This is a genomic window from Streptomyces sp. NPDC002754, assembly GCF_053592315.1.
Genome location: NZ_JBSFVM010000014.1, coordinates 79,125 through 105,351 on the forward strand (window position 1 = coordinate 79,125; position 26,227 = coordinate 105,351).

The 26,227-nt window shown below is 69.7% G+C and carries 23 protein-coding genes, 1 tRNA gene and 1 pseudogene; 16 read left to right on the top strand and 9 right to left on the bottom strand.

Annotation, left to right across the window (positions count from 1 at the left end; translation table 11 throughout):
• The first annotated feature begins 254 nt into the window (after nt 1-254).
• The 3 genes from ACWD2L_RS25545 to ACWD2L_RS25555 all read left to right on the top strand — a co-directional run bounded on the left by ACWD2L_RS25545 (nt 255) and on the right by ACWD2L_RS25555 (nt 2,349).
• Nucleotides 255-1,472 carry a helix-turn-helix domain-containing protein gene (locus ACWD2L_RS25545; protein WP_351340986.1) on the top strand — a complete coding sequence of 406 codons (1,218 nt, stop codon included), beginning with the start codon at nt 255-257 and terminating at the stop codon, nt 1,470-1,472.
• Nucleotides 1,473-1,551: 79 nt separating this feature from the next.
• Entirely contained in the window at nt 1,552-2,154 is a 603-nt protein-coding gene (gene orn, locus ACWD2L_RS25550; RefSeq protein ID WP_351340984.1) for an oligoribonuclease, read from the top strand.
• Between the two features lie 122 nt (nt 2,155-2,276).
• Nucleotides 2,277-2,349, top strand: a tRNA-His gene (locus tag ACWD2L_RS25555).
• Between the two features lie 96 nt (nt 2,350-2,445).
• Here ACWD2L_RS25555 and ACWD2L_RS25560 read toward each other — a convergent pair.
• Together ACWD2L_RS25560 and ACWD2L_RS25565 are read right to left on the bottom strand one after the other, a co-directional pair.
• Nucleotides 2,446-2,994 carry an NUDIX hydrolase gene (locus ACWD2L_RS25560; RefSeq protein WP_351340981.1) on the bottom strand — a complete coding sequence of 183 codons (549 nt, stop codon included), beginning with the start codon at nt 2,992-2,994 and terminating at the stop codon, nt 2,446-2,448.
• Nucleotides 2,995-3,038: 44 nt separating this feature from the next.
• Nucleotides 3,039-3,548 carry a hypothetical protein gene (locus ACWD2L_RS25565; protein WP_351340979.1) on the bottom strand — a complete coding sequence of 170 codons (510 nt, stop codon included), beginning with the start codon at nt 3,546-3,548 and terminating at the stop codon, nt 3,039-3,041.
• Nucleotides 3,549-3,773: 225 nt separating this feature from the next.
• On the opposite strand from ACWD2L_RS25565, the gene ACWD2L_RS25570 reads away from it, so the two are divergent.
• A complete protein-coding gene (locus tag ACWD2L_RS25570; protein ID WP_351340977.1) occupies nt 3,774-4,277 on the top strand; it encodes a glycine-rich domain-containing protein in 504 nt (167 codons plus the stop codon).
• A 15-nt stretch (nt 4,278-4,292) separates the two neighbouring features.
• Nucleotides 4,293-4,418: a hypothetical protein gene (locus ACWD2L_RS25575; RefSeq protein ID WP_351340975.1), complete on the top strand. Its 126-nt coding sequence runs from the start codon at nt 4,293-4,295 to the stop codon at nt 4,416-4,418.
• A 71-nt stretch (nt 4,419-4,489) separates the two neighbouring features.
• Here ACWD2L_RS25575 and ACWD2L_RS25580 read toward each other — a convergent pair whose 3' ends face one another.
• Entirely contained in the window at nt 4,490-5,545 is a 1,056-nt protein-coding gene (locus ACWD2L_RS25580; protein ID WP_351340972.1) for a LacI family DNA-binding transcriptional regulator, read from the bottom strand.
• Nucleotides 5,546-5,814: 269 nt separating this feature from the next.
• Here ACWD2L_RS25580 and ACWD2L_RS25585 point away from each other — a divergent pair, with 269 nt between their 5' ends.
• The 7 genes from ACWD2L_RS25585 (at nt 5,815) to ACWD2L_RS25615 (ending at nt 15,882) form a co-directional block, all read left to right on the top strand.
• Nucleotides 5,815-7,143: an ABC transporter substrate-binding protein gene (locus ACWD2L_RS25585; protein WP_351340969.1), complete on the top strand. Its 1,329-nt coding sequence runs from the start codon at nt 5,815-5,817 to the stop codon at nt 7,141-7,143.
• On the top strand, nt 7,140-8,174 hold the full coding sequence (locus ACWD2L_RS25590; protein ID WP_351340967.1) for a carbohydrate ABC transporter permease: 1,035 nt from the start codon (nt 7,140-7,142) through the stop codon (nt 8,172-8,174). Before ACWD2L_RS25585 ends, ACWD2L_RS25590 begins: the two co-directional genes overlap by 4 nt.
• Nucleotides 8,171-9,082 (top strand): carbohydrate ABC transporter permease, encoded by a 912-nt coding sequence (locus ACWD2L_RS25595; RefSeq protein WP_351340964.1) that lies wholly within the window; start codon nt 8,171-8,173, stop codon nt 9,080-9,082. Before ACWD2L_RS25590 ends, ACWD2L_RS25595 begins: the two co-directional genes overlap by 4 nt.
• A 163-nt stretch (nt 9,083-9,245) precedes the next feature.
• The gene (locus ACWD2L_RS25600; RefSeq protein WP_351340961.1) at nt 9,246-10,697 is read left to right on the top strand and encodes a GH1 family beta-glucosidase; all 1,452 of its coding nucleotides are present in this window, start codon (nt 9,246-9,248) and stop codon (nt 10,695-10,697) included.
• Between the two features lie 107 nt (nt 10,698-10,804).
• Nucleotides 10,805-12,481, top strand: a complete 1,677-nt coding sequence (aspT, locus tag ACWD2L_RS25605; protein WP_351340959.1) for an aspartate-alanine antiporter — start codon at nt 10,805-10,807, stop codon at nt 12,479-12,481.
• Between the two features lie 16 nt (nt 12,482-12,497).
• Nucleotides 12,498-14,201 carry an aspartate-alanine antiporter gene (gene aspT / locus ACWD2L_RS25610; protein WP_351340956.1) on the top strand — a complete coding sequence of 568 codons (1,704 nt, stop codon included), beginning with the start codon at nt 12,498-12,500 and terminating at the stop codon, nt 14,199-14,201.
• A 28-nt stretch (nt 14,202-14,229) separates the two neighbouring features.
• Complete coding sequence (locus tag ACWD2L_RS25615; RefSeq protein WP_351340954.1) at nt 14,230-15,882, top strand: bifunctional aspartate transaminase/aspartate 4-decarboxylase; 1,653 nt, start codon at nt 14,230-14,232, stop codon at nt 15,880-15,882.
• A gap of 89 nt (nt 15,883-15,971) precedes the next feature.
• Here the strand turns inward: ACWD2L_RS25615 and ACWD2L_RS25620 are convergent.
• The 3 genes and pseudogenes from ACWD2L_RS25620 to ACWD2L_RS25630 form a co-directional block, all read right to left on the bottom strand.
• Nucleotides 15,972-16,865: pseudogene (locus tag ACWD2L_RS25620) on the bottom strand (chitinase); the annotation flags it as partial.
• A gap of 240 nt (nt 16,866-17,105) precedes the next feature.
• The gene (locus tag ACWD2L_RS25625; protein WP_351340952.1) at nt 17,106-18,539 is read right to left on the bottom strand and encodes a sensor histidine kinase; all 1,434 of its coding nucleotides are present in this window, start codon (nt 18,537-18,539) and stop codon (nt 17,106-17,108) included.
• A complete protein-coding gene (locus tag ACWD2L_RS25630) occupies nt 18,536-19,225 on the bottom strand; it encodes a response regulator transcription factor (RefSeq protein ID WP_351340949.1) in 690 nt (229 codons plus the stop codon). The genes ACWD2L_RS25625 and ACWD2L_RS25630 overlap by 4 nt, the downstream gene beginning before the upstream one ends.
• Nucleotides 19,226-19,325: 100 nt before the next feature.
• On the opposite strand from ACWD2L_RS25630, the gene ACWD2L_RS25635 reads away from it, so the two are divergent.
• Nucleotides 19,326-19,904, top strand: coding sequence for a hypothetical protein (locus ACWD2L_RS25635; protein WP_351340947.1), 579 nt, complete (start codon nt 19,326-19,328; stop codon nt 19,902-19,904).
• Between the two features lie 80 nt (nt 19,905-19,984).
• Here ACWD2L_RS25635 and ACWD2L_RS25640 read toward each other — a convergent pair whose 3' ends face one another.
• Both ACWD2L_RS25640 and ACWD2L_RS25645 read right to left on the bottom strand, forming a co-directional pair.
• Entirely contained in the window at nt 19,985-20,857 is an 873-nt protein-coding gene (locus tag ACWD2L_RS25640; RefSeq protein WP_351340944.1) for a spermidine synthase, read from the bottom strand.
• 68 nt (nt 20,858-20,925) lie between these two features.
• Nucleotides 20,926-21,360: a hypothetical protein gene (locus ACWD2L_RS25645; RefSeq protein WP_351341003.1), complete on the bottom strand. Its 435-nt coding sequence runs from the start codon at nt 21,358-21,360 to the stop codon at nt 20,926-20,928.
• Between the two features lie 296 nt (nt 21,361-21,656).
• Here ACWD2L_RS25645 and ACWD2L_RS25650 point away from each other — a divergent pair, with 296 nt between their 5' ends.
• Nucleotides 21,657-23,027, top strand: coding sequence for a tetratricopeptide repeat protein (locus tag ACWD2L_RS25650; protein ID WP_351340941.1), 1,371 nt, complete (start codon nt 21,657-21,659; stop codon nt 23,025-23,027).
• A 238-nt stretch (nt 23,028-23,265) separates the two neighbouring features.
• On the opposite strand, the gene ACWD2L_RS25655 is transcribed toward ACWD2L_RS25650, so the two are convergent.
• Nucleotides 23,266-23,865, bottom strand: a complete 600-nt coding sequence (locus tag ACWD2L_RS25655; RefSeq protein WP_351340939.1) for a histidine phosphatase family protein — start codon at nt 23,863-23,865, stop codon at nt 23,266-23,268.
• 242 nt (nt 23,866-24,107) lie between these two features.
• Between ACWD2L_RS25655 and ACWD2L_RS25660 the strand changes: the two genes are divergently transcribed.
• Complete coding sequence (locus ACWD2L_RS25660) at nt 24,108-25,037, top strand: phosphatase PAP2 family protein (protein ID WP_351340936.1); 930 nt, start codon at nt 24,108-24,110, stop codon at nt 25,035-25,037.
• On the top strand, nt 24,961-26,136 hold the full coding sequence (locus ACWD2L_RS25665) for a hypothetical protein (RefSeq protein ID WP_351340935.1): 1,176 nt from the start codon (nt 24,961-24,963) through the stop codon (nt 26,134-26,136). Before ACWD2L_RS25660 ends, ACWD2L_RS25665 begins: the two co-directional genes overlap by 77 nt.
• Nucleotides 26,137-26,227 lie beyond the last annotated feature (91 nt).

Below are 26,227 nucleotides of genomic sequence, written 5' to 3' on the forward strand. Positions count from 1 at the left end.
GTTGAGGCCCACTTCCCAGCAACGCCCCTGAGTGCGACGCTTCGTGATCGACTGCTTCACGCCAAGTTGCCTTGTCGACAATCTGTCAGGTTCTTAACTGGTCACGACGGCACCATGGGACGCAGTAGATTCGATCATGACTGTCGATCTGAAGGCGGCGGGGGACTTCGTGCATCACCGAGGGGAAACGTGCAGGAGCGAACAACCCGTCAAAATATTGAGGGAGCCGGGATCACCGAGGGGGGCTTAGCAGCATGAGCCACGACGCCACCACCGCGCCGGAGGCGGCGGCTCGCAAGCTGTCGGGGCGCCGTCGACGAGAGATCGTCGCGGTGCTGCTGTTCAGCGGCGGACCCATCTTCGAGAGTTCCATTCCACTCTCCGTGTTCGGCATCGACCGGCAGGACGCGGGAGTTCCGCGCTATCGATTGCTCGTGTGCTCCGGCGAAGACGGGCCCCTGAGGACCACGGGGGGACTCGAACTCACCGCGCCGCACGGACTCGAGGCGATATCGCGAGCGGGCACGGTCGTCGTGCCCGCCTGGCGGTCCATCACTTCTCCGCCACCGGAGGAGGCGTTGGACGCCCTGCGCCGCGCCCACGAAGAGGGCGCACGCATCGTCGGCCTGTGCACGGGAGCCTTCGTGCTCGCCGCGGCGGGCCTGCTGGACGGCCGTCCGGCGACCACGCACTGGATGTACGCACCGACCCTCGCCAAGCGCTATCCGTCGGTCCATGTGGACCCGCGCGAGCTCTTCGTGGACGACGGCGACGTACTGACGAGCGCCGGCACCGCGGCCGGAATAGACCTGTGTCTGCACATCGTGCGCACGGACCACGGCAACGAGGCGGCCGGAGCGCTCGCCCGCCGTCTGGTGGTCCCACCGCGCCGCAGCGGCGGCCAGGAGCGCTACCTCGACCGGTCTTTACCGGAGGAGATCGGCGCGGACCCGCTGGCCGAGGTCGTCGCCTGGGCCCTGGAGCACCTCCACGAGCAGTTCGACGTGGAGACGCTGGCCGCCCGCGCCTATATGAGCCGACGCACCTTCGACCGCCGCTTCCGGTCGCTGACGGGGTCCGCCCCGCTCCAGTGGCTGATCACGCAGCGGGTGCTGCAGGCGCAGCGGCTCCTGGAGACGTCCGACTACTCGGTCGACGAGGTGGCGGGCCGCTGCGGCTTCCGCTCCCCCGTCGCGCTGCGCGGGCACTTCCGGCGCCAGCTGGGCTCGTCCCCGGCCGCGTACCGGGCGGCGTACCGGGCGCGCAGGCCGCAGTCGGGCGACGGCCAGGGGAACCACGGAAAACCCGAGAAGCCCGACAGGACGGTCGAGCTCACGGGCATGCCCGGCGCCGAGGGGACGCCGGTCCCCGCGCAGTCCCGGCGCACCGCGGCCGCGACCGCGCTCGGCCCGCACGCGGCCTCGATGCCCACGGGCCACTCGGGACTGCCCGGCCCGCGCACGGCTTTGTAGCCCCGGAACACGGCGCCGGGAGCAGGAGCCGACGACCGTCGTCTGCCAGTGGGAAGGTCGGACCCGTAGGGTTGGGCGCATGAACGATCGCATGGTGTGGATCGACTGCGAGATGACCGGTCTCTCGCTGGCGAACGACGCGCTCATCGAGGTGGCCGCACTGGTCACCGATTCGGAGCTGAACGTACTCGGCGACGGTGTGGACATCGTGATCCGCCCGCCGGACGAGGCCCTGGAGACAATGCCCGAGGTGGTGCGCAACATGCACACCGCCTCGGGTCTCCTCGACGAGCTTGCGGGCGGCACGACGCTCGCGGACGCCGAGGAGCAGGTCCTCTCCTACGTACGTGAGCACGTCAAGGACGCGGGCAAGGCCCCGCTCTGCGGGAACTCGGTCGGTACCGACCGCGGATTCCTGCTGCGTGACATGCCGACGCTGGAGGACTACCTCCACTACCGGATCGTCGATGTGTCCTCGGTCAAGGAGCTCGCCAGGCGCTGGTACCCGAGGGCGTACTTCAACAGTCCGGACAAGAACGGCAACCACCGGGCGCTCGCCGACATCCGCGACTCCATCGTCGAGCTGCGCTACTACCGTGAGGCGGTCTTCGTCCCACAGCCCGGACCGGACTCGGACACCGCGAAGTCGATCGCGGCGAAGCACGTCCTGCCTGCGGAATAACCCCTCGTAAGCCCCTGTGTACGGGGTCCGGACCCCCTCGGGAAAAGGTGTGCGCGAGCACCCCTCCGGACCCTGTACACTTTTTCTCGGCCGGTCCGAAGAAAGACAAACGACCGGACATGGTGGGTGTAGCTCAGTTGGTAGAGCACCTGGTTGTGGTCCAGGTGGCCGCGGGTTCAAGTCCCGTCACTCACCCTGAATGATCAAGGCCCGACCTGCGAAAGCAGGCCGGGCCTTTTTCGTGCTCGCGTCCGTGGGAACATCGGGACCTGCCGTCGCAGGCCACCGGCGTCATGCCGGAAGGCCACCGCACCGCTGCCCGTGCAGCAGCAGGAGGGCGGCCACCGCGTTCGCCGACCTGATCTCCCCGCGCGCGATGAGTGCCGGCACCTTCTCCAGCGGCACCCACTCACGGCGCGAAGACTCGAAGTCGTCCTGCGGGATCTCCCGGACCTGCTCGGCCGCGTCCGACCAGTACACGCGGTGGTGCGAGGTAGAGATTCCCGGCATGGGGTCGACCGCGAGGAGCAGCCGCATCGGGCCCGGCCGCCATCCGGTCTCTTCCTCGAACTCGCGGGCCGCCGCGACGGCGGGATCCTCACCCTCGCCGGTGCCCCCGGAGGGCAATTCGTACCCCCACGCATCGGTGATGAACCGGTGTCGCCACAGGAGCAGCACCTCGTTCGCCTCGTTGACGACCGTGGCGACCGCGACGGGCCGGAGCCGGATCACCGTGTGGTCGAGGTGCCTGCCGTCAGGGAGCTCGACGTCGGCCATGTTCACGGTGCACCACTTGTTCTCGTACACGGTGCGCTCGCCGAGATTCCGCCACACTGACACGCTGCCGCCTCTCGTCGGGTACGCCTTCCATCCGGCCACACCGGCTACAGCGGAATGCGGAGGGTGTCGTCGATGCGGCCGACGACCTCGCGCACGGAAGCGCTCCGGGTTGTCGCCAGACTGCGCCGTACGCCGGCGAGACGGTCGTACAGGCGGTGGGACTCCATGCCCTGCACGGTGTCGAGCATCCGCTCCGCGGTACCTGCCGCCTGGTCGACCCCGCCGGCGCGCAGCTCGCAGTCGGCGAGGGTGGCGAGCCTGTGCACCCGGCCGCGCGCATGCGCGTGGATCTCTACTGCCTCTGCTGCATAACGCTGAGCGGGCCCGTTGTCACCGAGTCGCATGAGGGTGTCGGCGAGCGCGTTCTCCAGGAGACCCGGCTGAACGTATCCGGTCTCCGCGGGCTCCTCGTCGAGCCGGATGAGCCCCGCCGCCGTCTCGGTGTGACGGATCGCACGGCGGGCGCCACCGTGATCTCCCATGCGGGCGAAGGCCTTGGCCTGCATGGCGTTGAGGTCGCAGGCGAGCGCGGGTGAGATCGCGTGTCCGGCCATGCGGGAACCGTCCTCCTCAACACCGGCAACTACCTCGGGGTGCCTCGCCTCGGCAGGAAACGCCCGCCCGGCTCCTACTGGAACGTGCCGCCCCGGTACCCCGGCGACCTGTGCACGGTGGCGGCCGTCGCCACGCTCGTCGAGACCGGCAGCCCCCAACCAGGCGGGCCAACTTCCTTCTCACACACGGAGATTACCGTGAGCACACCGGATGAGCCCCAGCCCATGCCCGCCCCCCCGAACCCCGGCCCTGTCCCGGTCATCGCCCGCATACTCGTCCCCGACACGGTCTTCGAGAGCTGCCGCGGGACCGTACTGGATGCCAACGCGGACATGCCCGGCGAGATGGCCGGCCGCATCGTCGAGGAGGCGCTGAAGTTCGTGACCGCCTGCGCAAAGAACCCGGGCACCGGGCTCGCACCGTCGCGCATCGTCGACGAGGGATGGCACGCACTCCTGTTGCACAGCGCGCCGTACGCCGAACTGTGCGAACGGCTCGGCGAGTTCGTCCACCACTACCCGGGCTACGACCCCACGAACTACGACCCGGAGATCCTCAACCGCACGCGGGCGAACATCGCGGCGCTCGGGTGGGAGGCGGACGCCGAGCTGTGGGGGCCACCTTCCGACGAGACACTCGTGTCGGTGGCGGCGAAATGTCAGCATGCCCCCGAGTGCACGATCCGCCCCATGCCCACTCCCCAGCCACCCACCGCGCCCGTAGGGTGATGGCGGAGGCGACGCATGGCCGAGTGGATCGACCCCCGATACGCGGAGCTGGTCGCGGCGTGGAAGCGCACGCAGCAGCCGGCGTCGCGTGACCCGGAACCGAAGCCCGTCAGGGGTTTCGTGATCCCCACCAAGGGCTGAGCCCTTGCAGGTGCCCGGTTCGCATAGAGCCGGGCGCCTCTCCATGCGTCGACAGGGGCACGGCGGCGTGTCTACGACGAGGCGCGGACCACCAGTTCCGACGGGAGTACCAGGTGGCGCTGCGTGCCCCGGCGGACGGAGGAGCGCTTGCCCTGGGCGGCGAGGGCGATCTCGTCGAGCAGGAGTTCCGTCATCGCGCGGCCCATGTCCAGGGTGGGCTGGCGCACGCTGGTGAGGCCGGGCTCCATGTGGCGGGCGATGACCGAGTCGTCGAAGCCGACCAGGGAGACGTCGTCGGGGATGCGGCGGCCCGCCTCGCGCAGCACCTGGCGGGCGCCGGAGGCCATCAGGTCGGAGCAGGCGAAGACCGCGTCGAGGCCGGTGCCGCGCTCCAGGAGTTCCGCCATGCAGCGGCGGCCGCCCTCCTCCGTGAAGTCCCCGTAGGTCACCAGCTTCTCGTCGTAGGAGATCCCGCTCGCGGCCAGCTCGTCCTGGTAGCCGACGAGGCGGCGCTGGGCCCCGTACACGTCGAGCGGGCCCGTGATGATCGCGACGGAGCGGCGGCCGCGGGCGACCAGGTGCTCGACGGCGGAGCGGGCGCCCGCGTAGTTGTCGGTGTCGACCGAGGGCAGTGGCTCGTCCGCGGAGCGGGGGCCGCTGATCACGGTCGGGATGTCCATCTGCATGAGGCGGTCCGCGAGCGGGTCGTCGGAGTGCACCGAGACCAGCAGGACGCCGTCCACGCGGTGGGCGGTGAGGTAGGTGGCGAGCCGGTCCTGTTCGCGCTCGCCGCGGGCGAAGGTGAGCAACAGCTGGAGGTTGGTCTCGGCGAGGGCCAGGCCGACGCCGCCGACCATGCCGGAGAAGTACGGCTCGGAGAAGAACCGGGACTCGGCCTCCGGAACCACCACGGCTATGGAGTCCGAGCGGTTGGCCGCGAGGGCACGGGCCGCCGTGTTCGGTACGTAGCCGAGCTCGGCGACGGCCTCCTCCACCGCGGCGCGGGTGTGGTCGCTGACCCGCGGCGATCCGTTGATGACGCGGGAGACCGTGCCCCGGCCGACGCCCGCCCTGGCCGCGACCTCCTCGAGCGTCGGGCGCCTGCTGTGCGTGCCGTGAGCCACCATGACTCCTACCTCCCCAGATCTTGAGCGGAATCTAACAGCCCGATAACCGCACGAACTTGTCGCCGCCGAGTGTCTTGACACCCCGGGTTCGAGCGACGACCCTTCAACTCATCACGAGTGGGAGCGCTCCCACCCTAGTGGACGCATACAGAAGCCGCACGTTCCCCGCCCGAGCCGCAAGTGAACGAACGGGCCCAGTACAGCAATTGGCAGTTGGCCGGGGTCTGCAGGTCTCAGCATCAAGAGCACATGAGCACTTGGAGGACGCAATGCGCACGACTGCCCGTACGTCCCGTCGCGCGATGACCTTCGCGGTCGTCGCCGCCCTGGCCACAGGGCTGCTTGCCGGCTGCGCGGCCGATGACGGCGACGATGGCTCCGGAGACGCCGGGGGTTCCGGCGGCAAGCAGGGCGCCACCACGCTGACCGTCGGCACCTTCGGTACGTTCGGTTACAAGCAGGCCGGGCTCTACGACGAATACATGAAGCTGCACAAGAACGTCACCATCAAGGAAAACGTCACCACCAGGACCGACGTCTACTGGCCCAAGACGCTCACGCGCCTGCAGGCCGGTTCCGGCACGGACGACATCCAGGCCATTGAGATCGGCAACATCACCGAGGCCGTGCAGACGCAGGCCGCGAAGTTCGTCGACCTGGGCAAGGAGGTCGACAAGTCGCAGTGGCTGGACTGGAAGAACAAGCAGGCCACCAGCAAGGACGGCAAGCTGATCGCGCTCGGCACGGACGTCGGCCCGATGGCGATCTGCTACCGCAAGGACCTCTTCAAGAAGGCCGGCCTGCCGACCGACCGCACCAAGCTCGCCGAGATGTGGAAGGGCGACTGGTCGAAGTACACCGACGTCGGCAAGGACTACATGAAGAAGGCGCCGAGCGGCACGAAGTTCGTGGACTCGGCCGCCTCCGTCTACAACGCGGCGCTCGGTGGCGCGAAGGACCGCTACTACGACAAGAGCGGCAACGTCATCTGGGACAAGTCCCAGGGCGTGAAGGACTCCTGGAACGCGGCGATGGACGTGGCGACCAGTGACATGTCGGCGAAGCTGAAGCAGTTCGACAAGCCCTGGGACCAGGGCTTCGCCAACGCCAAGTTCGCCACCGTCGCCTGCCCGGCCTGGATGATCGGCTACATCCAGGAGAAGTCCGGCAAGTCCGGTGAGGGCCAGTGGGACGTGGCGGCGGCGCCGACCGCGGCCAACTGGGGCGGCTCGTTCATCGGCGTGCCGACCGCGAGCAAGCACCAGAAGGAGGCCATCGCCCTGGCGAAGTGGCTGACCGCTCCCGCGCAGCAGGCGAAGGTCTTCGCCAAGCAGGCCAGCTTCCCGTCGACCCCGTCGGCGTACGAGACCCTGAAGCCCAAGGCCGAGACCACGAAGTACTTCTCGGACGCGCCGCTCACCCAGATCTTCTCCGACTCGGCGAAGACCATCCCGGTGCAGATCTTCGGCATCAAGGACCAGCCGATCAACACCGGAATCACCGACACCGGCATCCTCCAGGTCGAGCAGAAGGGCAAGTCGCCCGAGCAGGGCTGGGACGCGGCCACCAAGGAAGTCAAGGACGTGCTCGGCCAGTGACCAGCTCCAACGAGGCTCTCGCGCACGACGCGTCGAGCGCCGACGCCGCGTCCGACTCCACCAAGGAGTCGGGCGCGGCCCGGGGCGCTCAGGGTCGCGGCACTCCGCCGCCGGGCACCTCCTCCTGGCGCAGCCGGCTGTACCGCTGGGACATGAAGGCGTCCCCGTACGCGTTCATCTCCCCCTTCTTCATCATCTTCGGCGCCTTCTCGCTGGTGCCGCTGCTCTACACCGCGTGGTACTCCCTGCACAACGTGCAGCTGTCCTCCCTCGACAGCCAGACGTGGGCGGGCCTGGACAACTACAAGAACCTGTTCGACTCGGAGTTCTTCTGGAACGCCCTCGGGAACACGTTCACCATCGGTGTGATCGCCACCGTGCCGCAGTTGATCGTGGCGATCTGGCTCGCCCACATGCTCAACTACCGGCTGCGCGGCTCGACCGTCTGGCGCGTCGTCATGCTCACCCCGTACGCGACCTCGGTGGCGGCGGCGACGCTCGTCTTCGTGCTGCTGTTCTCCCCCGACAACGGGATGGTCAACTGGGTCCTCGACCTGTTCGGCATCGACCCGATCAACTGGCGTGAATCCACCTGGGGTTCACAGTTCGCCGTGTCGTCGATCGTGATCTGGCGGTGGACCGGCTACAACGCGCTGATCTACCTGGCGGCGATGCAGGCCATCCCGGCCGACCTGTACGAGTCGGCGGCCCTGGACGGGGCGAACCGCTGGCAGCAGTTCCGGCACGTGACCGTCCCGATGCTGCGTCCGACGATCTTGTTCACGATCGTCGTCTCCACCATCGGCGCCACTCAACTCTTCGGTGAGCCCCTGCTGTTCGGTGGGGTCAGCGGCACCAAGGGCGGCTCCGAGCACCAGTACCAGACGCTCGGTCTGTACATGTACGACCAGGGCTGGATCGTCGGCAACCTCGGCAAGGCGTCCGCGATCGCCTGGTCGATGTTCCTGATTCTGCTGATCGTCGCCGCGGTCAACATGCTGATCACCCGACGGCTGAGGAAGACCCAATGACCATCACCAACAGCGAAACGCCGCCCGCAGCGCCGCTGCCGGTCGAGGACGCCGGGCCGCCGAAGCGCTTTCGCGTCCTGGGCGCGGGCAAGCAGCTGCACGCGGGGCCCGTCACCTACGTCGCGCTGATCGTGTTCGCCGTGATCTCGCTGGCCCCGCTGGTGTGGACGGCGATCGCGGCCTCGCGCACCAACGAGCGGCTCGCGCAGACGCCGCCGCCGTTCTGGTTCGGCGGGAACCTGTTCAAGAACCTGGAGACCGCCTGGAACCAGGCCGGCATGGGCACCGCGATGTGGAACAGCATCCTCGTCGCGTCGGCCATCACCGTCGGTACGGTGCTGTTCTCCACGCTCGCCGGGTTCGCCTTCGCCAAGCTGCGCTTCCGGTTCTCGACGACGCTGCTGCTCATGACCATCGGCACGATGATGATTCCGCCGCAACTGGCCGTCGTACCGCTGTACTTGTGGATGTCGGACCTCGGCTGGGCCAACCAGTTGCAGACGGTCATCCTGCCGACCCTCGTCTCCGCCTTCGGTACGTTCTTCATGCGGCAGTACCTGGTGCAGGCGCTGCCGAGCGAGCTCATCGAGGCGGCGCGGGTCGACGGGGCGAGCAGTCTCCGGGTGGTGTGGCATGTCGTGTTCCCGGCCGCGCGGCCCGCGATGGCCGTGCTGGGGCTGCTGACGTTCGTCATGGCCTGGAACGACTTCCTGTGGCCGATCATCGCCCTCAACCAGGAGAATCCGACGGTTCAAGTCGCCCTGAACGCGTTGGGGACGGGGTACATCCCCGATGATTCGGTGATCATGGCGGGGGCGTTGTTGGGGACGTTGCCGTTGCTCGTCGCGTTTCTGCTGTTCGGGAAGCAGATTGTGGGCGGGATTATGCAGGGGGCGGTCAAGGGGTGACCACGGGGGTGGGCGGGGCGTTTCTGTTGCGCCCCGTCCGGTCCTACGTCGCGGGGCTCTGCCCCGGACCCCGCGCCTCAATCGCCGGCGGGGCTTGAATTGCCCACTCGTTGATCGGCCGTCCGCAGAATGCGGCCTCATTACTCACCATGGGAGCGCTCCTATGACCACCACGAACAACACCGGTCCCATCCTCGCCACCGCTCCTGTCCATACCCGGTTTCCCGAAGGGTTTCTGTGGGGGGCGGCCACTGCCTCGTATCAGATTGAGGGGGCCGTGCGGGAGGACGGGCGGACGGCGTCGATCTGGGACACGTTCAGCCATACGCCGGGGAAGGTGCTGAACGGCGACACAGGGGACGTCGCCGTGGACCACTACCACCGGTGGCGCGACGACGTGCGGCTGATGGCCGATCTGGGGCTCACCGCGTACCGGTTCTCCGTGGCGTGGCCGCGGGTGCAGCCGACCGGGCGCGGGCCCGCCGTGCAGCGTGGGCTCGACTTCTACCGGGGGCTCGTCGATGAGCTGCTCGCGAACGGGATCAAGCCCGTGGCGACGCTCTACCACTGGGATCTGCCCCAGGAGTTGGAGAACGCGGGCGGCTGGCCCGAGCGGGACACCGCGTACCGGTTCGCGGAGTACGCGGGGCTCGTCGGCGAGGCGCTCGGCGATCGCGTCGAGAGCTGGGTGACCCTCAACGAGCCCTGGTGCAGCGCCTTTTTGGGCTACGCCTCCGGGGTGCACGCCCCCGGGCGGACGGATCCGGCGGCCGCCCTGCGCGCGGCGCACCACCTCAACCTCGGTCACGGGCTTGCCAGTTCGGCCCTGCGTGACGTGTTGCCGGCCCGCGCCAAGGTCGGTATCAGCCTGAACCCGAGCGTGGTGCGGGCCCTCACCGACGCCCCCGCCGACCTCGACGCCCGGCGCCGGATCGACGCGCTCGCGAACCGGGTCTTCACCGGGCCGCTGCTGAAGGGCGCCTACCCGCGCGACCTGATCACCGACACCGCGGCCATCACGGACTGGTCGTTCGTGCGGGACGGGGACACCGCGGCGATCCACCAGCCGCTCGACTTCATCGGCCTGAACTACTACACGCCGGCGGTCGTCTCGGCCCCCCGCTCCGACCAGGACGGCCCGCGCCTCGACGGGCACGGCGCCAGCGAGCACGCCCCGTGGCCGGGCGCCGACGATGTCGTCTTCCACCGCGCGTCGGGCGAACTCACCGCGATGGACTGGCCCGTGGACCCGACGGGTCTCACGGACCTGCTCCTCGACTACACCGCGCAGGCACCGAACATCCCGCTCTACGTGACCGAGAACGGGGCCGCGTACGAGGACGTCGTCGACGCCGAGGGCCGAGTGCACGACCCGGACCGCGTCCGCTATCTGCACGCCCACCTCGCCGCCGTCCACGACGCCATCGAGCAGGGCGCCGACGTCCGCGGTTACTTCCTCTGGTCGCTGCTCGACAACTTCGAGTGGGCCTACGGATACGGCAAGCGGTTCGGCGCCGTGTACGTCGACTACGAGACGCAGGAGCGCATCCCGAAGTCCAGCGCCACCTGGTACTCCCAGGTCGCGCGCAACGGGGGGCTGCCCGCCGAATCCTGACCCCCGGCGGGCAGTGGGCAGGTGTGTGCCGCGTGGCAGCGGCACACACCTGCCCTTATTTTTCGCCTATGCACGCTACTTACCGATATGAACGGTCCTGAGGCGCCATGGGTGTCCTCAAGGACCATCCCGAACTCGTCCTGTTCGTAAGCCTCGCGCTCGGCTACCTCGTGGGGAAGCTGCGCGTGGGGCCGCTGACGTTGGGCGGCATCTGCGGGACGCTGATCGTCTCGCTGCTGCTCGGGGCCTGGACCAAGGCCCATGTCTCCGACGACGTGAAGACCGTGTTCTTCGCGCTGTTCATCTTCGCGCTCGGCTATATGGCCGGGCCGCAGTTCTTCCGCAACCTCAACAAGAAGAGCCTGCGCTTCTTCGTGCTGTGCGGCATCGAGCTGGTCTGTGTCATCGGCATCGCGCTCGGCCTGGCGAACTGGTTCGACCTGGACGTCGGCACAGCGTCCGGCATCCTGGCCGGCGCCGCCACCGAGTCCGCCGTGGTCGGCACGGCCACCGAGTCCATCGGCAAGCTCGGCAACCTCAGCGCCGCCCAGATCACCGAGTACCAGGGCAACGTCGCCACCGCGTACACGGTCTGCTATCTCTTCGGACTGATCACGATCGTGCTCTACACGAGCCAGATCATGCCGATGATGATGCGCATCAACCTGCGCGACGCCGCCCGCGAGCTGTGGGAGAAGACGCGCAGCCGCGGCAGCCTGGAGTCGGACGAGCGCCCCGCTCTGCCGGGCATGGTCGGCCGCACCTATCTGGTGACCACCGCTGACGGCCGTACGGTCGACGACCTGCGGTCCTCGCTCGGCGAGCGGGTCACCATCGAGGCGGTCAAGCGCGGCAGCAAGGTCCTCGACGTCGCGCCCGGTCTGGAGCTCACCCTCTCCGACCTGGTGCTCCTGGTCGGCCGCCGGGCGAACGTGATCGACGCGGGCCGGATCGTCGGGCCCGAGACGCCGGGCGTGCCGGGGCTCGACTCGCCGCTCGCCTCCCGCCAGGTGTCGGTCACCGACAAGGCCCTGGAAGGGAAGTCCATCGACGAGCTGCAGCAGGAGCACCCCGAGTTCTACCGAGACGGCGTCTACGTCACCGACATCAGCCGCGGCGACCAGGACATGCCCGCCAACGGCGACACGACCCTGGCCCGGGGCGACGTGCTGACCCTGGTGGGCGCGCGCTCCGGTCTGAACAAGTTGGTCGCGCGGATCGGCTCGGTCGTCAAGAACGATGCCACCGACTTCATCTATCTGGGGCTCGGTATCGCGGCCGGTTCACTGCTCGGGCAGGTCGTGGTGGAGTTCGGCGACATCCCGATGTCGCTCGGCACCGGCGGCGGCTGCCTGATCTCCGGTCTGCTCTTCGGCTGGTTCCGCTCACGCTCGCAGACCTTCGGCGCGTTCCCTCCGCAGGCCGCGTCGACCATCAAGGACATGGGGCTCGCGGTCTTCATCGCCTGCACCGGCCTCGTCTCCGGGCCACAGGCCTGGCCGCTGATCAAGGAGTACGGGGCGCTGCTCCCGTTCGCCGGGATCGCCATGGTGCTGATCCCCGCGACGGTCTCACTGGTCGTCGGGCGCAAGCTGCTCAAGATCGAGAAACCGCTCCTGATCGGTGCCATCGCGGGGCAGCAGTGCTCGACCCCCGCGATCACCGCCGTCACCCAGGTGGCGCAGTCGTCCGTGCCGATGCTCGGCTACACGATCACGTACGCCCTCTCCAACTTCCTGCTCCCGCTGACCGGCCCCGTGCTCGTCGGCATCCTCGGACACTGAGAGGGCGGTCCCCGGCGTGATCGACTTCCTCAACCGGAACATCTTCCAGCCCTATCCGGAACTCCTGGTCTTCCTTACGGTCGCCTTCGGCTTCCTGCTCGGGAAGGTCCGCTACAAGGCCATCGCGCTCGGCGCCGTCACCGGCTGCCTCATCGCGGGCCTGCTGCTCGGCGCCTGGACCGGGGTCGAGATCAACGGCACGGTGAAGAGCCTGTTCTTCATCATGTTCCTGTTCGCCCTCGGCTACAAGGTCGGCCCGCAGTTCTTCCGCGGCCTCAAAACGGACGGCCTGCCGCAGGTGCTCAACGCCGTCGTGGTCTGCGTGTCCGGCCTGCTGATCTGCTGGGTCTTCGCCGCGATGCTCGGCTACGGTCCCGGGCTCTCGGCCGGACTCCTCGGCGGCGCGCTCACCCAGTCCGCGGTGATCGGTGTCGCGCAGGACGCCATCGGCACCCTGCCGGGCCTGTCCGCCTCGGCGGCCAAGAGCGAGGCGAACTTCGTGGCGATCGGCTACGCGGTGACGTATCCGCTCGGCACGATCCTGTGCGCGATGCTGCTCGCGAACATCCTGCCGAGGCTCTACAAAAAGGACCTGGCGGCCGAATCCGCGCTGATGGCAAAGGAGTTGGACGCGCCCGGAGGCGACCCGGACCTCGCCGAGGGCTACTACGAGGTCGTGCTCCGCGCCTACACCATCCAGCGCCCCGACATCATCGGCCGCAGCATCGAGGACTTCGAGAACCAGCAGCGGGAGCTCGGCCACCGCATCTACCTCACGCGGGTGCGCCGGGACGGCCAGATCCTCGACCACTCCCAGCAGACGGTGCTCCGCGAGGGCGACGTCGTCGCGGTGAGCGCGCTGCGCGGCTCGCTCGTCGACTACGACGCCCGCACCCACATCGGCATGGAGACCGACGATGTGGAGCTGCTCGGCTACCAGACGGAGTCGCTGCACGTCGTGGCGTCGGAGAAGGCCCAACTCGGCAGACCCGTATCCGAGTTGCGGCGCGAGCCGTTCATGGTCGGCGTCTACATCGACAAGATCTACCGCTCGGGCGCCGAGTTCCCGTACCGCCTCTCCACCAAGGTCGAGCGCGGCGACACACTCGTCCTCACCGGGCCCAAGCGCCTCGTGGACCCGGCCGGCGCGGCGCTCGGCAAGCCGGTGCCGACCTCGTTCGCCACCGACATGGTCTGGGTGGGCCTCGGCATCTTCCTCGGCGGCTGCCTGGGCATCCCGGCGCTGACCGTGTCCGGCGTCCCGATCTCCCTGTCCACCTCCGGTGGCGCGCTGATCATGGGCCTCGTCTTCGGCTACATCCGCGGCAAGTATCCGACGTACGGCAATGTGCCGCCGGGCGCCCAGTGGTTCATGGACACGCTCGGCCTGTGCATGTTCGTCGCGATCGTCGGCATCAACGCGGGCCCGAGCTTCACCTCCGGCCTCTCCGAAGCCGGTTGGGGCCTGCTGGTCTTCGGCGCGGTCGCCACCGTCGTCCCGCTGATCGTCGGCTTCCTGTTCGGCCACTACGTGCAGAAGATCCGCTTCCCGATCCTGATGGGCGTCCTCGCCGGCGGCCAGACGACCACCGCGGCGATCGGCGCGATCAACGAGGCCTCCCGCTCGCAGGTGCCGACCCTCGGCTACACGATCCCGTACGCCGTCGGCAATGTGCTCCTCACCATCTGGGGCGCCGTGATCGTTCTCCTCCAACACTGAGCCCCCACACCGCAGTTAAGGACACACCATGCCCAAGACGACGCTCACGCGCGAAGAGATCCAGCAGTACGCCCAGCTCTCCCCCTTCGAGCTGAAGAACATCTTCATCGACCTCGCCGAGCAGGCGCAGGCCGACGAGCCGGGCCAGAAGGAGAAGTCCAGCCGCCAGATGCTCAACGCGGGCCGCGGAAACCCCAACTGGGTCGCCACGGGGCCCCGCGAGGCGTTCTACTCGCTCGGCTACTTCGCCCTGACGGAGTCGCGGCGCGTATGGACCGCCGACAACCTCGGCGGGATGCCGGAGAAGCACGGCGCGTACGAGCGCTTCGACACCTTCGTACGGCAGAACCCGGGCCTGCCGGGCATCGAGCTCCTCGCCCAGTGCGTCCAGCTCGGCATCCAGCGCTTCGGGTTCGACAAGGACGAGTGGGTGCACGAGCTGACGGACGGCATCACGGGCGACAACTACCCGGTGCCCGACCGGATGTTGGTCCACAGCGAGCAGGTGGTGCGCGGCTACCTCGCGGACGAGATGTTCGACAAGAAGGCGCCCGCGGGCAACAACCTGTCGCTGTTCGCCACCGAGGGCGGCACGGCGGCCATGTGCTACATCTTCGACTCCCTCATGAAGAACGGGCTGTTGAAGAAGGGCGACAAGATCGCGCTGATGGTCCCGGTCTTCACCCCGTACATCGAGATCCCCGAACTCGACACCTACGAGTTCGACGTCACGTACATCTCGGCCGACAAGTTCGCCGAGACCGGCGTGCGCGAGTGGCGCTACCCCGAGGAGGAGGTCGCCAAGCTGGAGGACCCGGAGATCAAGCTGGTCTGCCTGGTGAACCCCTCCAACCCGCCCTCCCTGGCGCTGAGCACCCGGGTCGCGAACCAGATCAAGGACATCGTCGCGAGGAAGAACCCGAACCTGCTGCTCGTCACCGACGACGTGTACGGCACGTTCGTGGAGGGTTTCCGCTCGATCGCCGCCGACCTGCCGCGCAACACCCTGCTCGTCTACTCGTACTCGAAGCACTACGGGTGCACGGGGTGGCGGCTCGGCGTGATCGGGCTGCACGACGACAACATCATCGACGAGCGGATCGCCCAGCTCCCGCAGGAGGAGAAGGACCGGCTGAACAAGCGGTACGGCTCGCTGACCCTGGAGCCGGAGAAGATCAGGTTCATCGACCGGCTCGTCGCGGACTCCCGGCAGGTGGCGCTCAACCACACGGCGGGCCTGTCGCTGCCGCAGCAGGTGATGATGAGCCTCTTCTCCCTGTTCGACATGTTGGAGGAGGGCCAGGCGTACAAGGAGAAGATCCGCTCCATCGTGCAGCAGCGCCTCGACCTGCTCCTCGAAGGCGCCCAGATGAAGATCCACCAGGATCCCCACCGGGCCGCCTACTACATCGAGTTGGACCTCCTCGCCGAGGCCGAGCGCGTCCACGGCACGGCGTTCGCCGAGTTCCTGGAGAAGAACTACGAGCCGGTCGACGCCCTGTTCCGGCTCGCCCAGCAGACGGGTGTGGTCCTCCTCAACGGCGGCGGCTTCGACGGACCCGAGTGGTCGGTCCGCGTCTCGCTGGCCAACCTCGACAACATGGACTATCTGAAGATCGGCCACCATCTGCGCGGCATCTTCGACGACTACGCGGAGGAATGGCGGACCTCGCAGGAGTAGGTCCCGCGTGCCACGGAAGCCCCGGCCGGGTGGGGGGTGGAGCCGGCCGGGGCTTCCGCTTGTGTGGGGGGCGGGTGTGTGGGGCGGGGCTACTTGAAGGCCGCGAACGCCTTCTGGAACGCGTCCGCCTCCTGCTCGATCGAACTGCACGTCGGCTGCGCCGAGTCGGAGGCGCCGCCCTCGCAGGCCTTGTCGCGGGTCGCCGACCACATGAACAGGCCGCCGAGGCCCTTCTCCTTCGCGAAGGAGACGAGCTGCGTGGCGTCCTCGACCTTGAACACCTCGGACGAGACGTCGTTGACGCCGATCATCGGGGTGATCGCGACGGCCTTCCAGGCGTCCGCGTCCGACAGGCCGAGAGCCGACTCCACCTGCGCCTGCGTCGCGGTGGCCGCCTGCTCGGCGTAGTCGCCCATGTCGCCGCTGTAGGACGCCCCGTAGTCCATCGCCATGACGTTGACGAGGTCGGGCGAGGCGCCGTTGTCCTTGGCGTTCTCGAGGAAGTTCACACCGTCCTGGGTGAGCCCCTCCGGCATCACCGGCAGCGTCACCGAGACGTTCAGGTCGGCGTTGTCCTTCTGGAGCGTGGCGATCGCCTCGGCGCGCTTGGTGTTGGCCGCCGTGTCGGGCAGCGCGCCGCCCTCGATGTCGAAGTCGACCTTGGTGAGGTCGAACTGGTCGATGACCTTCTGGTACGCCGCCGCCAGGTCGGAGGCCGAGGAGCAGGCCTGCGCCAGTTCGGTGCCGGAAGCGCCGCCGAAGGAGACCCGGACGTCTCCGCCCGCTGCCCTCAAGTCGCCGATCTGCGAGGCGACTTGGTCACCATCGAGGTCGGTGACACCGCCCCACTTCGGGGCGCAGTCGCCGCCGGAGGTGATGAAGGCGAGGTTGTACTCCTTGACTCCGGTGGCCTTGGCGGAGGCTGCCAGGTCGAACGCCGGGGTGAGGGAGGTGTCGACGTAGGGCGCGAAGCCGGCGGCCGCCACCGGGGCCGCGGACGCCCCGAAGGAGAAGAAGAACGCGCCACCGCCCACGACGGCGGCCGCCACGGCACCGCCCATCGCCTTCTTCCTGCCGCTGAACCTGCGCCGGTGCGTGCTGCTGCTCATCGCGTGCCTGCCTTAGCTGTACGTGGGGGGTGGGGGGTACGTGGCAGCACGCTAGCGATCGTGAACCCGTCAATTCGGGCAAGTGGGCGGAGGGTTGAGGTTCTTAGGGTTCGCTTAAGAGAGGGATCGGGACCGGTTAAAGGTCGATACCAATCCGTGTGCGAGCGATTTCTTACGGCTGCCGTTCCCGCCCTTTCGGTCCCGGCCACGCCGCCCGTGCCCGCGACTCCCCGCGACGGGCCGGTGCCCCTCCAGCTGCAGCCAGATCCGCACCTCGGTGCCGCCGAGCACGGACGCGCCGAGGCGCACGTCGCCGCCGGTGGACTCGGCGACCCGGCGCGCGATGTCCAGCCCGAGCCCGGTCGAGCCGACTTCCGCGCCCCCGGTGCCGCGGGCCAGCGCGGCCTCCGGGTCGGCGATCCCGGGGCCGGCGTCGGAGACGAGCACGATCACGGCCCCGTCGGCCCGGTGCACGTCGACCGCGAACGCCGTGCCCTCCGGGGTGTGCCGGAACACGTTGCCGAGCAGTGCGTCGAGCGCGGCCGCCAGCTCACCGCGGGCGACCGGTATGCGTACGGGGCGGTCCACCCCGGCGACCCGCACCTTGCGGCCCTCGTCCTCGGCGAGCGCCGACCAGAAGTCCATGCGCTCACGGATCACCTCGGCGGCGTCGCAGCCTGCGCCAGGTCCTGCGGCAGCGGTCTGCGGCTTGGCGTCCCTGGCCGTCCGGATGATGGTGTCGACCTCGTGCTCCAGCTGCTCCACGGCGGCCCGGGTCTGCTCGGCGGCGGGCCCGTCCCCGAGCGAGGCGGCATTGAGCCGCAGCACGGTCAGCGGGGTACGCAGCCGATGCGACAGATCGGCGGCCAACTCCCTCTCATTGGCGAGCAGTTGAACCACCTGATCGGCCATCGAATTGAACGCGACGGCGGCGAGCCGCAGCTCGGTGGGACCGTCCTCCGGCACGCGCGCCCCGAGCTTGCCGTCCCCCAGAGCGTGCGCGGCGCCCACGAGCCGCTGCGCCGGCTGCACCATCCGTCCACCGAGCCGGTCCGCGACCGCCACGGACCCGATGATCAGCGCGATGCCGACACCACCGAGCACGAACCACGCGGTCGTCACACCATTGGTGACCTCGGCCTCGGGGACGTACACCTCGACCACGGCGATCTTGCCCGTGCTCACCGCGATGGGCTGCAGCCACACCGAGCCGCCCGGCGCGTCCGCGACGGTGGCCTGCCGGATGTCGAGCTCGTCCGAGTCGACCCGCTGCTCGCCGAGCCGGATCGCCCCGCGCCCGCCACCGGCCGGAACGTAGACGGACATCCGGTCCTCGCCGCCGGTCTGCGCGGTGGCGAGGGCGCGGGCGAGCTGGTCGCGGTCGGTGGTGATGGAGAGGGTGGGGCCGATGGCGGCGGCGGTCCGCTCGGCGTTGGAGAAGGCCCGGTCCCGCGCCATCTCCTTGATCACGAGGCCGAGCGGGACGGCGAAGGCGACCACCACCATCGCCGTGACGGCGAGGCACACCTTCACCAGCGCCCACCTCATGCCGGCGGCTCCAGCTTCACACCGACGCCGCGCAGGGTGTGCAGATACCGCGGCCGAGCCGCGGTCTCCCCCAACTTCCTCCGCAACCACGACAAATGCACATCAATGGTCTGATCGTCCCCATACGACTGCTGCCACACCTCGGCGAGCAGCTCCTTGCGCGCGACGACCACGCCGGGCCGCCCCGCGAGGAACGTCAACAGATCGAACTCGCGCCGCGTCAGATCCAACGGCGCACCGTCGAGCTCGGCCTGCCGGCGCAGCGGATCGATGGCGAGCCCGCCGACCCTGAGCACCCGCGAGGGCGGCTCGGCGCCGGTGCTCCCCCGCGAGCGACGCAGCACGGCGGCCATCCGGGCAGACAGATGCTCGGGCGAGAACGGCTTGGTCAGATAGTCATCGGCACCGTCATTCAACAGCCGGACGATCTCACCCTCGTCGTCCCGGGCAGTGGCGATGATCACGGGTACGTCGGTGATCCCGCGCAGCATCTTCAGCGCCTCGGCGCCGTCCAGATCGGGCAGACCGAGATCGAGGATGACGACATCGAACCGGAAATGGGCGACCTCGCGCAGCGCCTCCAGGGCCGTGCCGACGCTGCGCACGGTGTGCGCCGCGTCGGTCAGGTGCCGGATGAGGGCCGAGCGTACGAACTGGTCGTCCTCGACCACGAGCACACTTGCCATGGGACGGCACCGTACGCCATCCGGCGGTTTCCGGGCCTCTTTCAGGTGGTCGCGGGCCTTGCGGGACAGCCGGGGCGGGTGTGGTGCAGTATGGCCCGCGATGCACGAGAGCCCGCCGCCTCCGTCCCGGAGCCAGGATCACCCCGGCCGTCGACGGCTCACCCACGGCGTCGCGTGGCTGCTCGCCACCGGGGCCTCGGTGACGCTGTCGTGGTGGGGCGTGCACACGGTGATGGCGGGCACGGTGTACGACCCGCCGCAGGCGCTCCCCGTCGCGGTGACGCAGGACGAGCAGCACGACCGGAGCGCGCGGCAACCGGAGTCCTCGTCGACACACCGCCCCTCCCCCTCGACCTCCCCCTCACCTCACAAGCCGTCGGCATCACCGAGCCGTACGCCCCGCTCCCCCTCCCCCACGCCCACCCCGCGCACGACGTCCCCCGCGCCACCGCCCTCCGGCTCCGTCAAGAGCTACGCGACGGCCGGCGGCCGCGCGGTCTTCGACCTCCGGAAGACCTCGGCGACCCTCGTCTCCGCGACACCGGCGGCGGGCTGGTCGGTCCAGGTCTGGAAACAGCCGACATGGATCCGCGTCGAATTCACCTCGGGCGAACAAAAAGTCTCAGTCTTCTGCACCTGGCACGACCACGAACCATCAGTCGAGGTCGCAAACTACTGACCACGCTTAAGCCGCATATCAAGCCCCGCCGGCGATTGAGGCGCGGGGTCCGGGGCAGAGCCCCGCGACGTGGGCAACGACTAGCGAAACACGGATGGCGGCGGCGCCGGAGACGCCTTGGCCGACACATCCCCCACCGCAACCGCCCCACCCGCAAAATCCAAAAGCGCCTTACCGTACTCAACCCGCCCCGGATGCGAATCCCCCGCCGCCCGCCGCCTCAACTCAGCCACAGCCAGCCCACCCGCGGCCCCGACCAACACCGCGTTCCCGAACCGCTTCCCCCGGAACACCGTCGGATCAGCCACGAGCGCAAGCTCGGGAAATACCGCCGCCGCAGTGGCAATCTGCCCCCGCAGATACGCGAGCGGCGGGCCATCCGCGATATTCGCCACATACGTGCCGGCGGGCCTCAACACACGCCGCACCTCGCCCAGAAACTCCGTACTGGTGAGATGCGCGGGCGTACGCGCCCCACTGAACACGTCGGCCACCAGCACATCCGCCCAGTCGTCGGGCAACTTCCCGAGCGCCTCACGGGCGTCCGCCGTCCGTACCCGGATCCGAGCCCCCGCATCCAACGGCAAGTGCTTGCGCACGAGTTGGACCAACGCCCCGTCCCGCTCCACGACCTGCTGCGTGGACCGTGGCCGGGTCGCGGCGACGTAACGGGCCAGCGTGAACGCCCCGCCGCCGAGGTGCACGGCCTGCACGGGACGGCCCCGCTCGGCGGCCAGATCGATGACGTGGCCGATCCGGCGCTGGTACTCGAAGGAGAGGTGGGCGGGGTCGTCGAGGTCCACATGGGACTGCGGCGCGCCGTCCACGAGCAGCGTCCAGCCGGCCGGCCGGTCCCGGTCGGGCACCAGCTCGGCGAGCCCTCCGTCGACCTCCTCGACCACGGCCTCCCGCCCCGCGCGCCCCTGCCCCTGCTTCCCTCGTGACCTTGCCATTCGGCCATTAAGACAGGTTCATCGGACCCGAGCCACTCCGGGGGCCCGGACCCCCGGCACGTACGGGATCAACGGCAGTTGTCCGCCGCCTCGATCATGCGTGCCGCCTCGTCGAGCGCGGCCCGCAGCACCGTGGGGTCGGTGACCAGGTCCGTGGGCCGCTCCGCGGGGTCCGGTGGGAGCAGCCAGCCCGTGCCCTCGACCGGCGGATCGGTCCGGGCGCCGAGCGCGAGGCCGCGGCCCTGCGTGTGCGTACAGTCGCTGCCGGGCACGTCCCAGCCGTCGGCGGTACCGGGCGGGACGAGGAAGCCGAGGGTGCCGCCGCCCCCGTCGTGCAGCACGGGGCCAACCGTTTCCGTACAGCCGCGGCGCAGGATGTCGACCGCCTCGAGGCCCTGTCGGGCCGGCACCGTGACCAGGTCGCAGCCGCCGGGCGGCGCCGCGCTGCACTCCTCGCCCGGTCGATGCCGCACCGTCGTGGGGGTCGTGGGAAGTGACAGCATCGGCTTGGTCGCGTCCAACACGTCGGCAACTCCTCGCTCGTGGGGTTTCGCCGCATGGTTCAACGCGCACACGCTGTCAACAGCTACGGCGGCACGCCGCCGCAAAGGATGGCAGTTCATGGCGGATCGTGGGTGAGATATCCGTTTTGTAGCCAAACTCTGCGTGTCGCGGTCGTGACAGCCGGTACCTTCGAGCCTCGCCGGAACAAGGAAGTTGCGGCAGCCCTCCCTCTCGGGATCCCGGGCGCTCCCAACTTCCCTGCCGTCCGGCACGGTTCGCACGGGAGGACCCGCTCATGACGTCGTCGCCGATGGCCTCGGACACCTCGACGCCGCAGTCTCCACGACCGAACCTCGCCTTCCGGGAGCTGCGCGGCCGGCGCTCTCCGGGCGAGTTCGCCGCCGCGGTGCGGCGCGCGGCCAGGGAGATCGGTGAGCGGGTCAGCTGCGACGCGCGCTACATCGGACGCGTGGAGGCCGGCGAGATCCGCTGCCCCAACTACGCGTACGAGCGGGTGTTCCTGCACATGTTCCCGGGCCGGACCCTCGTGGAGCTGGGGTTCGCGCCCCGTTCCGCGGTACGTGGCCGGGGCGCGCGCCCTGCCACCACCGCCACCGCCGACCCGCAGCACCTGTACGACGAGGAGAGCGACGTGCGACGTCGCGCATTCATGACCGGCATGACCGGCTCGACGGCCACCGTGGCCGTCGCCGCCCTGGCGCCCTTCGGCGTCCCCGCGCTCCCCGCGGACCTCGACCGGCATCCGGCGCGGGCCGGGATCGGCGCCGTCGAGGAGGCGATCCGGCGGATCCGGCTGCTCGACGACCGGCACGGCGCCGACGGCCTGTACCGGCGGGCCTCGGCCCCGCTGCGTACCGCCTTCGAGCTGCTCGACGCGGGCACGGCCCGGCGCGAGGTCACCGAGCGCCTGCAGACCGGAGCGGGCGAACTGGCCATCTCGGTCGGCTGGTTGGCCCACGACTCGGGCCGCTTCGACGACGCGCGCTCGCACTACGCGGAGGCGCTCGCGACGGCGCGGATGGCGGGCGACGAGGCGTTGGAGGCGCACGCGTTCTGCAACACGGCGTTCCTGGCGCGCGACGCGGGGCGCCCGCGCGAGGCGGTACGCGCCGCCCAGGCGGCCACGCGCGTGGCGTCCCGCCTCGGCTCCCCCCGCCTGCTCTCCCTCCTCGCCCTGCGGGAGGCGGGCGGCTGGGCGGGGTTGGGCGACCAGTCCTCCTGCGAACGTTCCCTCGCCCGCGCGCAGGCGCTGTTCGCGCGGGGGGTCTCCGACGCGGATCCGGAGTGGATGTCGTTCTACGGGGAGGCCGAGCTGGAGGGCCTCGAGGCGCAGTGCTGGTCGGCGCTGGGCGGCTGGGACCGCGCGTCCCTGCACGCGCGGCGTGCGGCGGCTCTCCAGGATCCGCACTTCACGCGCAACATGGCCTTGTACACGGCCGAGTTGGCGGACGATCTGGCGCGGGCGGGGCAACCCGACGAATCGGCCTCCGCCGGTATGCGCGCCCTCAACCTCCTTGAGGACGTCCGCTCTTCCCGCATCGAGGGGATGCTGGCGGCGACGGCCCGTGTACTGCTGCCGCACCGGCGGTCGACCGGGGTCTCGTCCTTCCTGGACGCCCACGCGGTCGCTCGCCGCTCAGCCTGACCCCGGCACCGCCCCTACGCCACGGGGCTCCGCCGCTCAATCGCCACAGGGGCTAAAAGATCGCCTCAAACGCCGACGGGGCTTGATTTTGCCGCAGGGGCTCGATCATCAAGCCCCTGCGGCGATTGAGCGGGCCTTTCAAGCCCCTGCGGCGATTGAGCAGGCCCGTCCGGCAGGACTTTCGGGAAGGGGCGGGGTGGGGGAGAAAGACCCCGATGCCGCGCAACAGCACCCCGGGTCAGCTCACCGCCAGGTGGCCCGTTTCGTTCCAGGACTCCAGAGCCGGCTCCCCGTACGCCCACCCCAGCACGGACAACGACGTCGGGTTCAGGCGGATTCGCGCGGCGAAGTCCAGCGGGAGCCCGAGCCAACGCGCCCCGATCGAGCGCAGGATGTGGCCGTGAGCGAAGACCAGGACGTCACGGTCGGCGGAGCGCGCCCACTCAACGACCTCGTCGGCCCGCGCCGCCACCTCGCCGAGCGACTCCCCCTCCGGCACCCCGTCCCGCCAGATGAACCACCCGGGCCTGCGCTCCTGGATCTGCGCCGGCGTAAGCCCCTCGTACGCCCCGTAGTCCCACTCCAAGAGCGCGTCCCACGTGGCCGCCCGCTCCCCGAACCCGGCGAGCTCACACGTCTCACTCGCACGCACCAGCGGAGACGTCCGCACCTCCACCCCGTCGAGCCCGTCGTACGGCGCGCGCCCGAGGCGCTCGCCGAGCAGTTTCGCGCCGCGCCTGCCCTCTTCCAGGAGTGGAATGTCCGTCCTCCCGGTGTGCCGTCCGGACAGCGACCATTCGGTCTGTCCGTGCCGGGCCAACAGGATGCGCGGTGCCATAGAGGAGGCCTCTTTCGAAACTACGAGCAACTACAAGGGGCTAAGGGTGAACATAGGACGAGCGGGAAGGATCGCCCCGTCCATCATCCCGCAATCCACAGGGAGGTCGCCCGGGGGGCAACCCGCAGCGTGATCGTTGCGTCTAGGAAGGTCAGGGCTCGCCCACGCAGAGCCCCATATACACCGTAAAGCGAGGCCGTGGCCAGAGGCCGCCGCACGAGCGAAGAGGGGGAGCGGCCCGCATGTCGCAGACCGACGAAGCACCGCGCACGGAAGCGATACCCGGCGCCGGGCTCCGCTGGTGGACGGAACTGCCGCTGATCCTCCTCGTGTACGGCGCGTACTCGGCGGGTCGGCTGCTCGCCGGGGGCAACGTGGAGCAGGCCGTCGACCACGGCCTCGCGATCCTCCGGGCCGAGCAGGCCGTGCACCTCAACTTCGAGCACCCGCTGAACCGTCTCTTCACCCACGAACCGTGGATCGGCGTCCCCGCCGACTTCTGGTACGCCTCGCTCCACTACCTGGTCACGCCGATCGTCCTCGTCTGGCTGTTCCGCCGCCGCGCCGAGATCTACCGGACGGCCCGCACGTGGCTGATGACCTCGACGGTGATCGGCCTCGTCGGCTTCATCCTCCTTCCGACCGCCCCGCCGCGGCTGCTCGCCGCGGGCCACGGATTCATCGACACGATGGCCCACTACAGCTCCTACGGCTGGTGGGGCGACGCGGCAAGCGCACCCAAGGGCATGGGCGACATGACCAACCAGTACGCAGCGATGCCCAGCCTGCACGTCGGTTGGGCGCTGTGGTGCGGCATCCTGCTGTGGCGGCACGCCCGCTCCCCGTACGTGAAGGCGCTGGGGGTCGCGTACCCGCTGCTCACCACGCTCATCGTGATGGGCACGGCCAACCACTACTTCTTCGACGCGCTCGCCGGGGTCGCGGTGATGGCCGTGGGCCTGCTCCTGACGAAGCCGGTGCGGCTCGTCGCGGCGCTCCTGAAGGACCGGGCGTACGGCGTGCTCGCGGGAGCGGGGGGCACACCTTCCGCCCCGCGGACCCCGATTGTCAGTGGAGAGTGCCAGACTTTCCCGGGTGAGCGAATTCCCCGACAGCGCGAGGCAGCCAGGTCGCAGGACAGCGGCGACGGGGCTGCGGCACCGGCTCGCTGAACTGCGCGGCCCCGACCATCCGCCGCGTCCGCTGGACGCCCGGGCCCTGGCCGCCCTGGCCGCGAACCCGGGCTGCCGAAGGCGGGCACTCCTGGACGGCGCGGGGGTCGACAAGGCGCGCATAGCGGACGCGTTGGGCGCACCGTCCTCGTTCGGCCAGTCCCAGTTCGCCCTGGCCCGCGGCAATGTGTTCGAGGCGCGGGTGAAGTCGGACGGCGGCTCGGAGCTGGTCAAGCTCGTTCACGCGCGCGTGGACGGCGCCGCGCCCGAGCCGACCCCCGATCTCGTACGGGCCCCGGACCTGTCGGCGATCGGCCCAGAGGGGCGCACGGCGCGCACGGCGCTCGCCCTCCGGGAGGCGGCCGAAGCGGCGGGTACGCCGGATACGCCGGGCACATGGACGTTCCTCGACCACCCGATGCTGGCGCTCGACGTGGCGGGCAGTCCGGCGTTCCTGGAGCCGGACGCGGTGGTGGTGCATCCGGACGGCAGCTGGACGGTCGTCGAGATCAAGTCGTTCCCGATGATCGACGGCGCGGCGGACGCGTCGAAGGTCGGCGCGGCAGCCCGCCAGGCGGCGGTGTACGTGCTTGCCCTGGAGGAGGTCGCGGCCCGGATGCCGGACGCGGGGGTCCGGGTGCGGGACCGGATCGTGCTCGTGTGCCCCAAGGACTTCTCGAACCTGCCGGCGGCGTCGGCGGTCGACGTCCGCAAACAACGCGCGGTGACGCGCCGGCAGTTGGCGCGCCTGACCCGCGTGGAGGACATCGCGGCGGCGCTCCCGCCGGGCACGGTCTTCGATCCGGAGCTGCCCGAGGCGGAGCTGACGGCGGCGGTGGAGTCGGTTCCCGCGACATACGCGCCGGAGTGCCTTGCGGCGTGCGAGTTGGCGTTTCACTGCCGTGATCGGGCGCGTGAGGGCGGGGCGGTGACGGCCCTCGGTCGGCCTCTGCGGGCTGAGCTCGGGGCGTTGACCACGGTCGAGTCGGTGCTGGCCGCTGCGCGGGGCGAGGCGGGGGATCCGGCGGATCCGACGGTGGCGGCGTTGCGGCGTGCGGTGGCGTTGCGGGTGGAGGCGTTGGGGGGTGTGCGGTGCTGAGCCTGATGCGCGGCACAGTGCCCACGTCACGGGGCTCTGCCCCGGACCCCGCGCCTCAATCGCCGGCGGGGCTGAAAAGGCCTGCTCAATC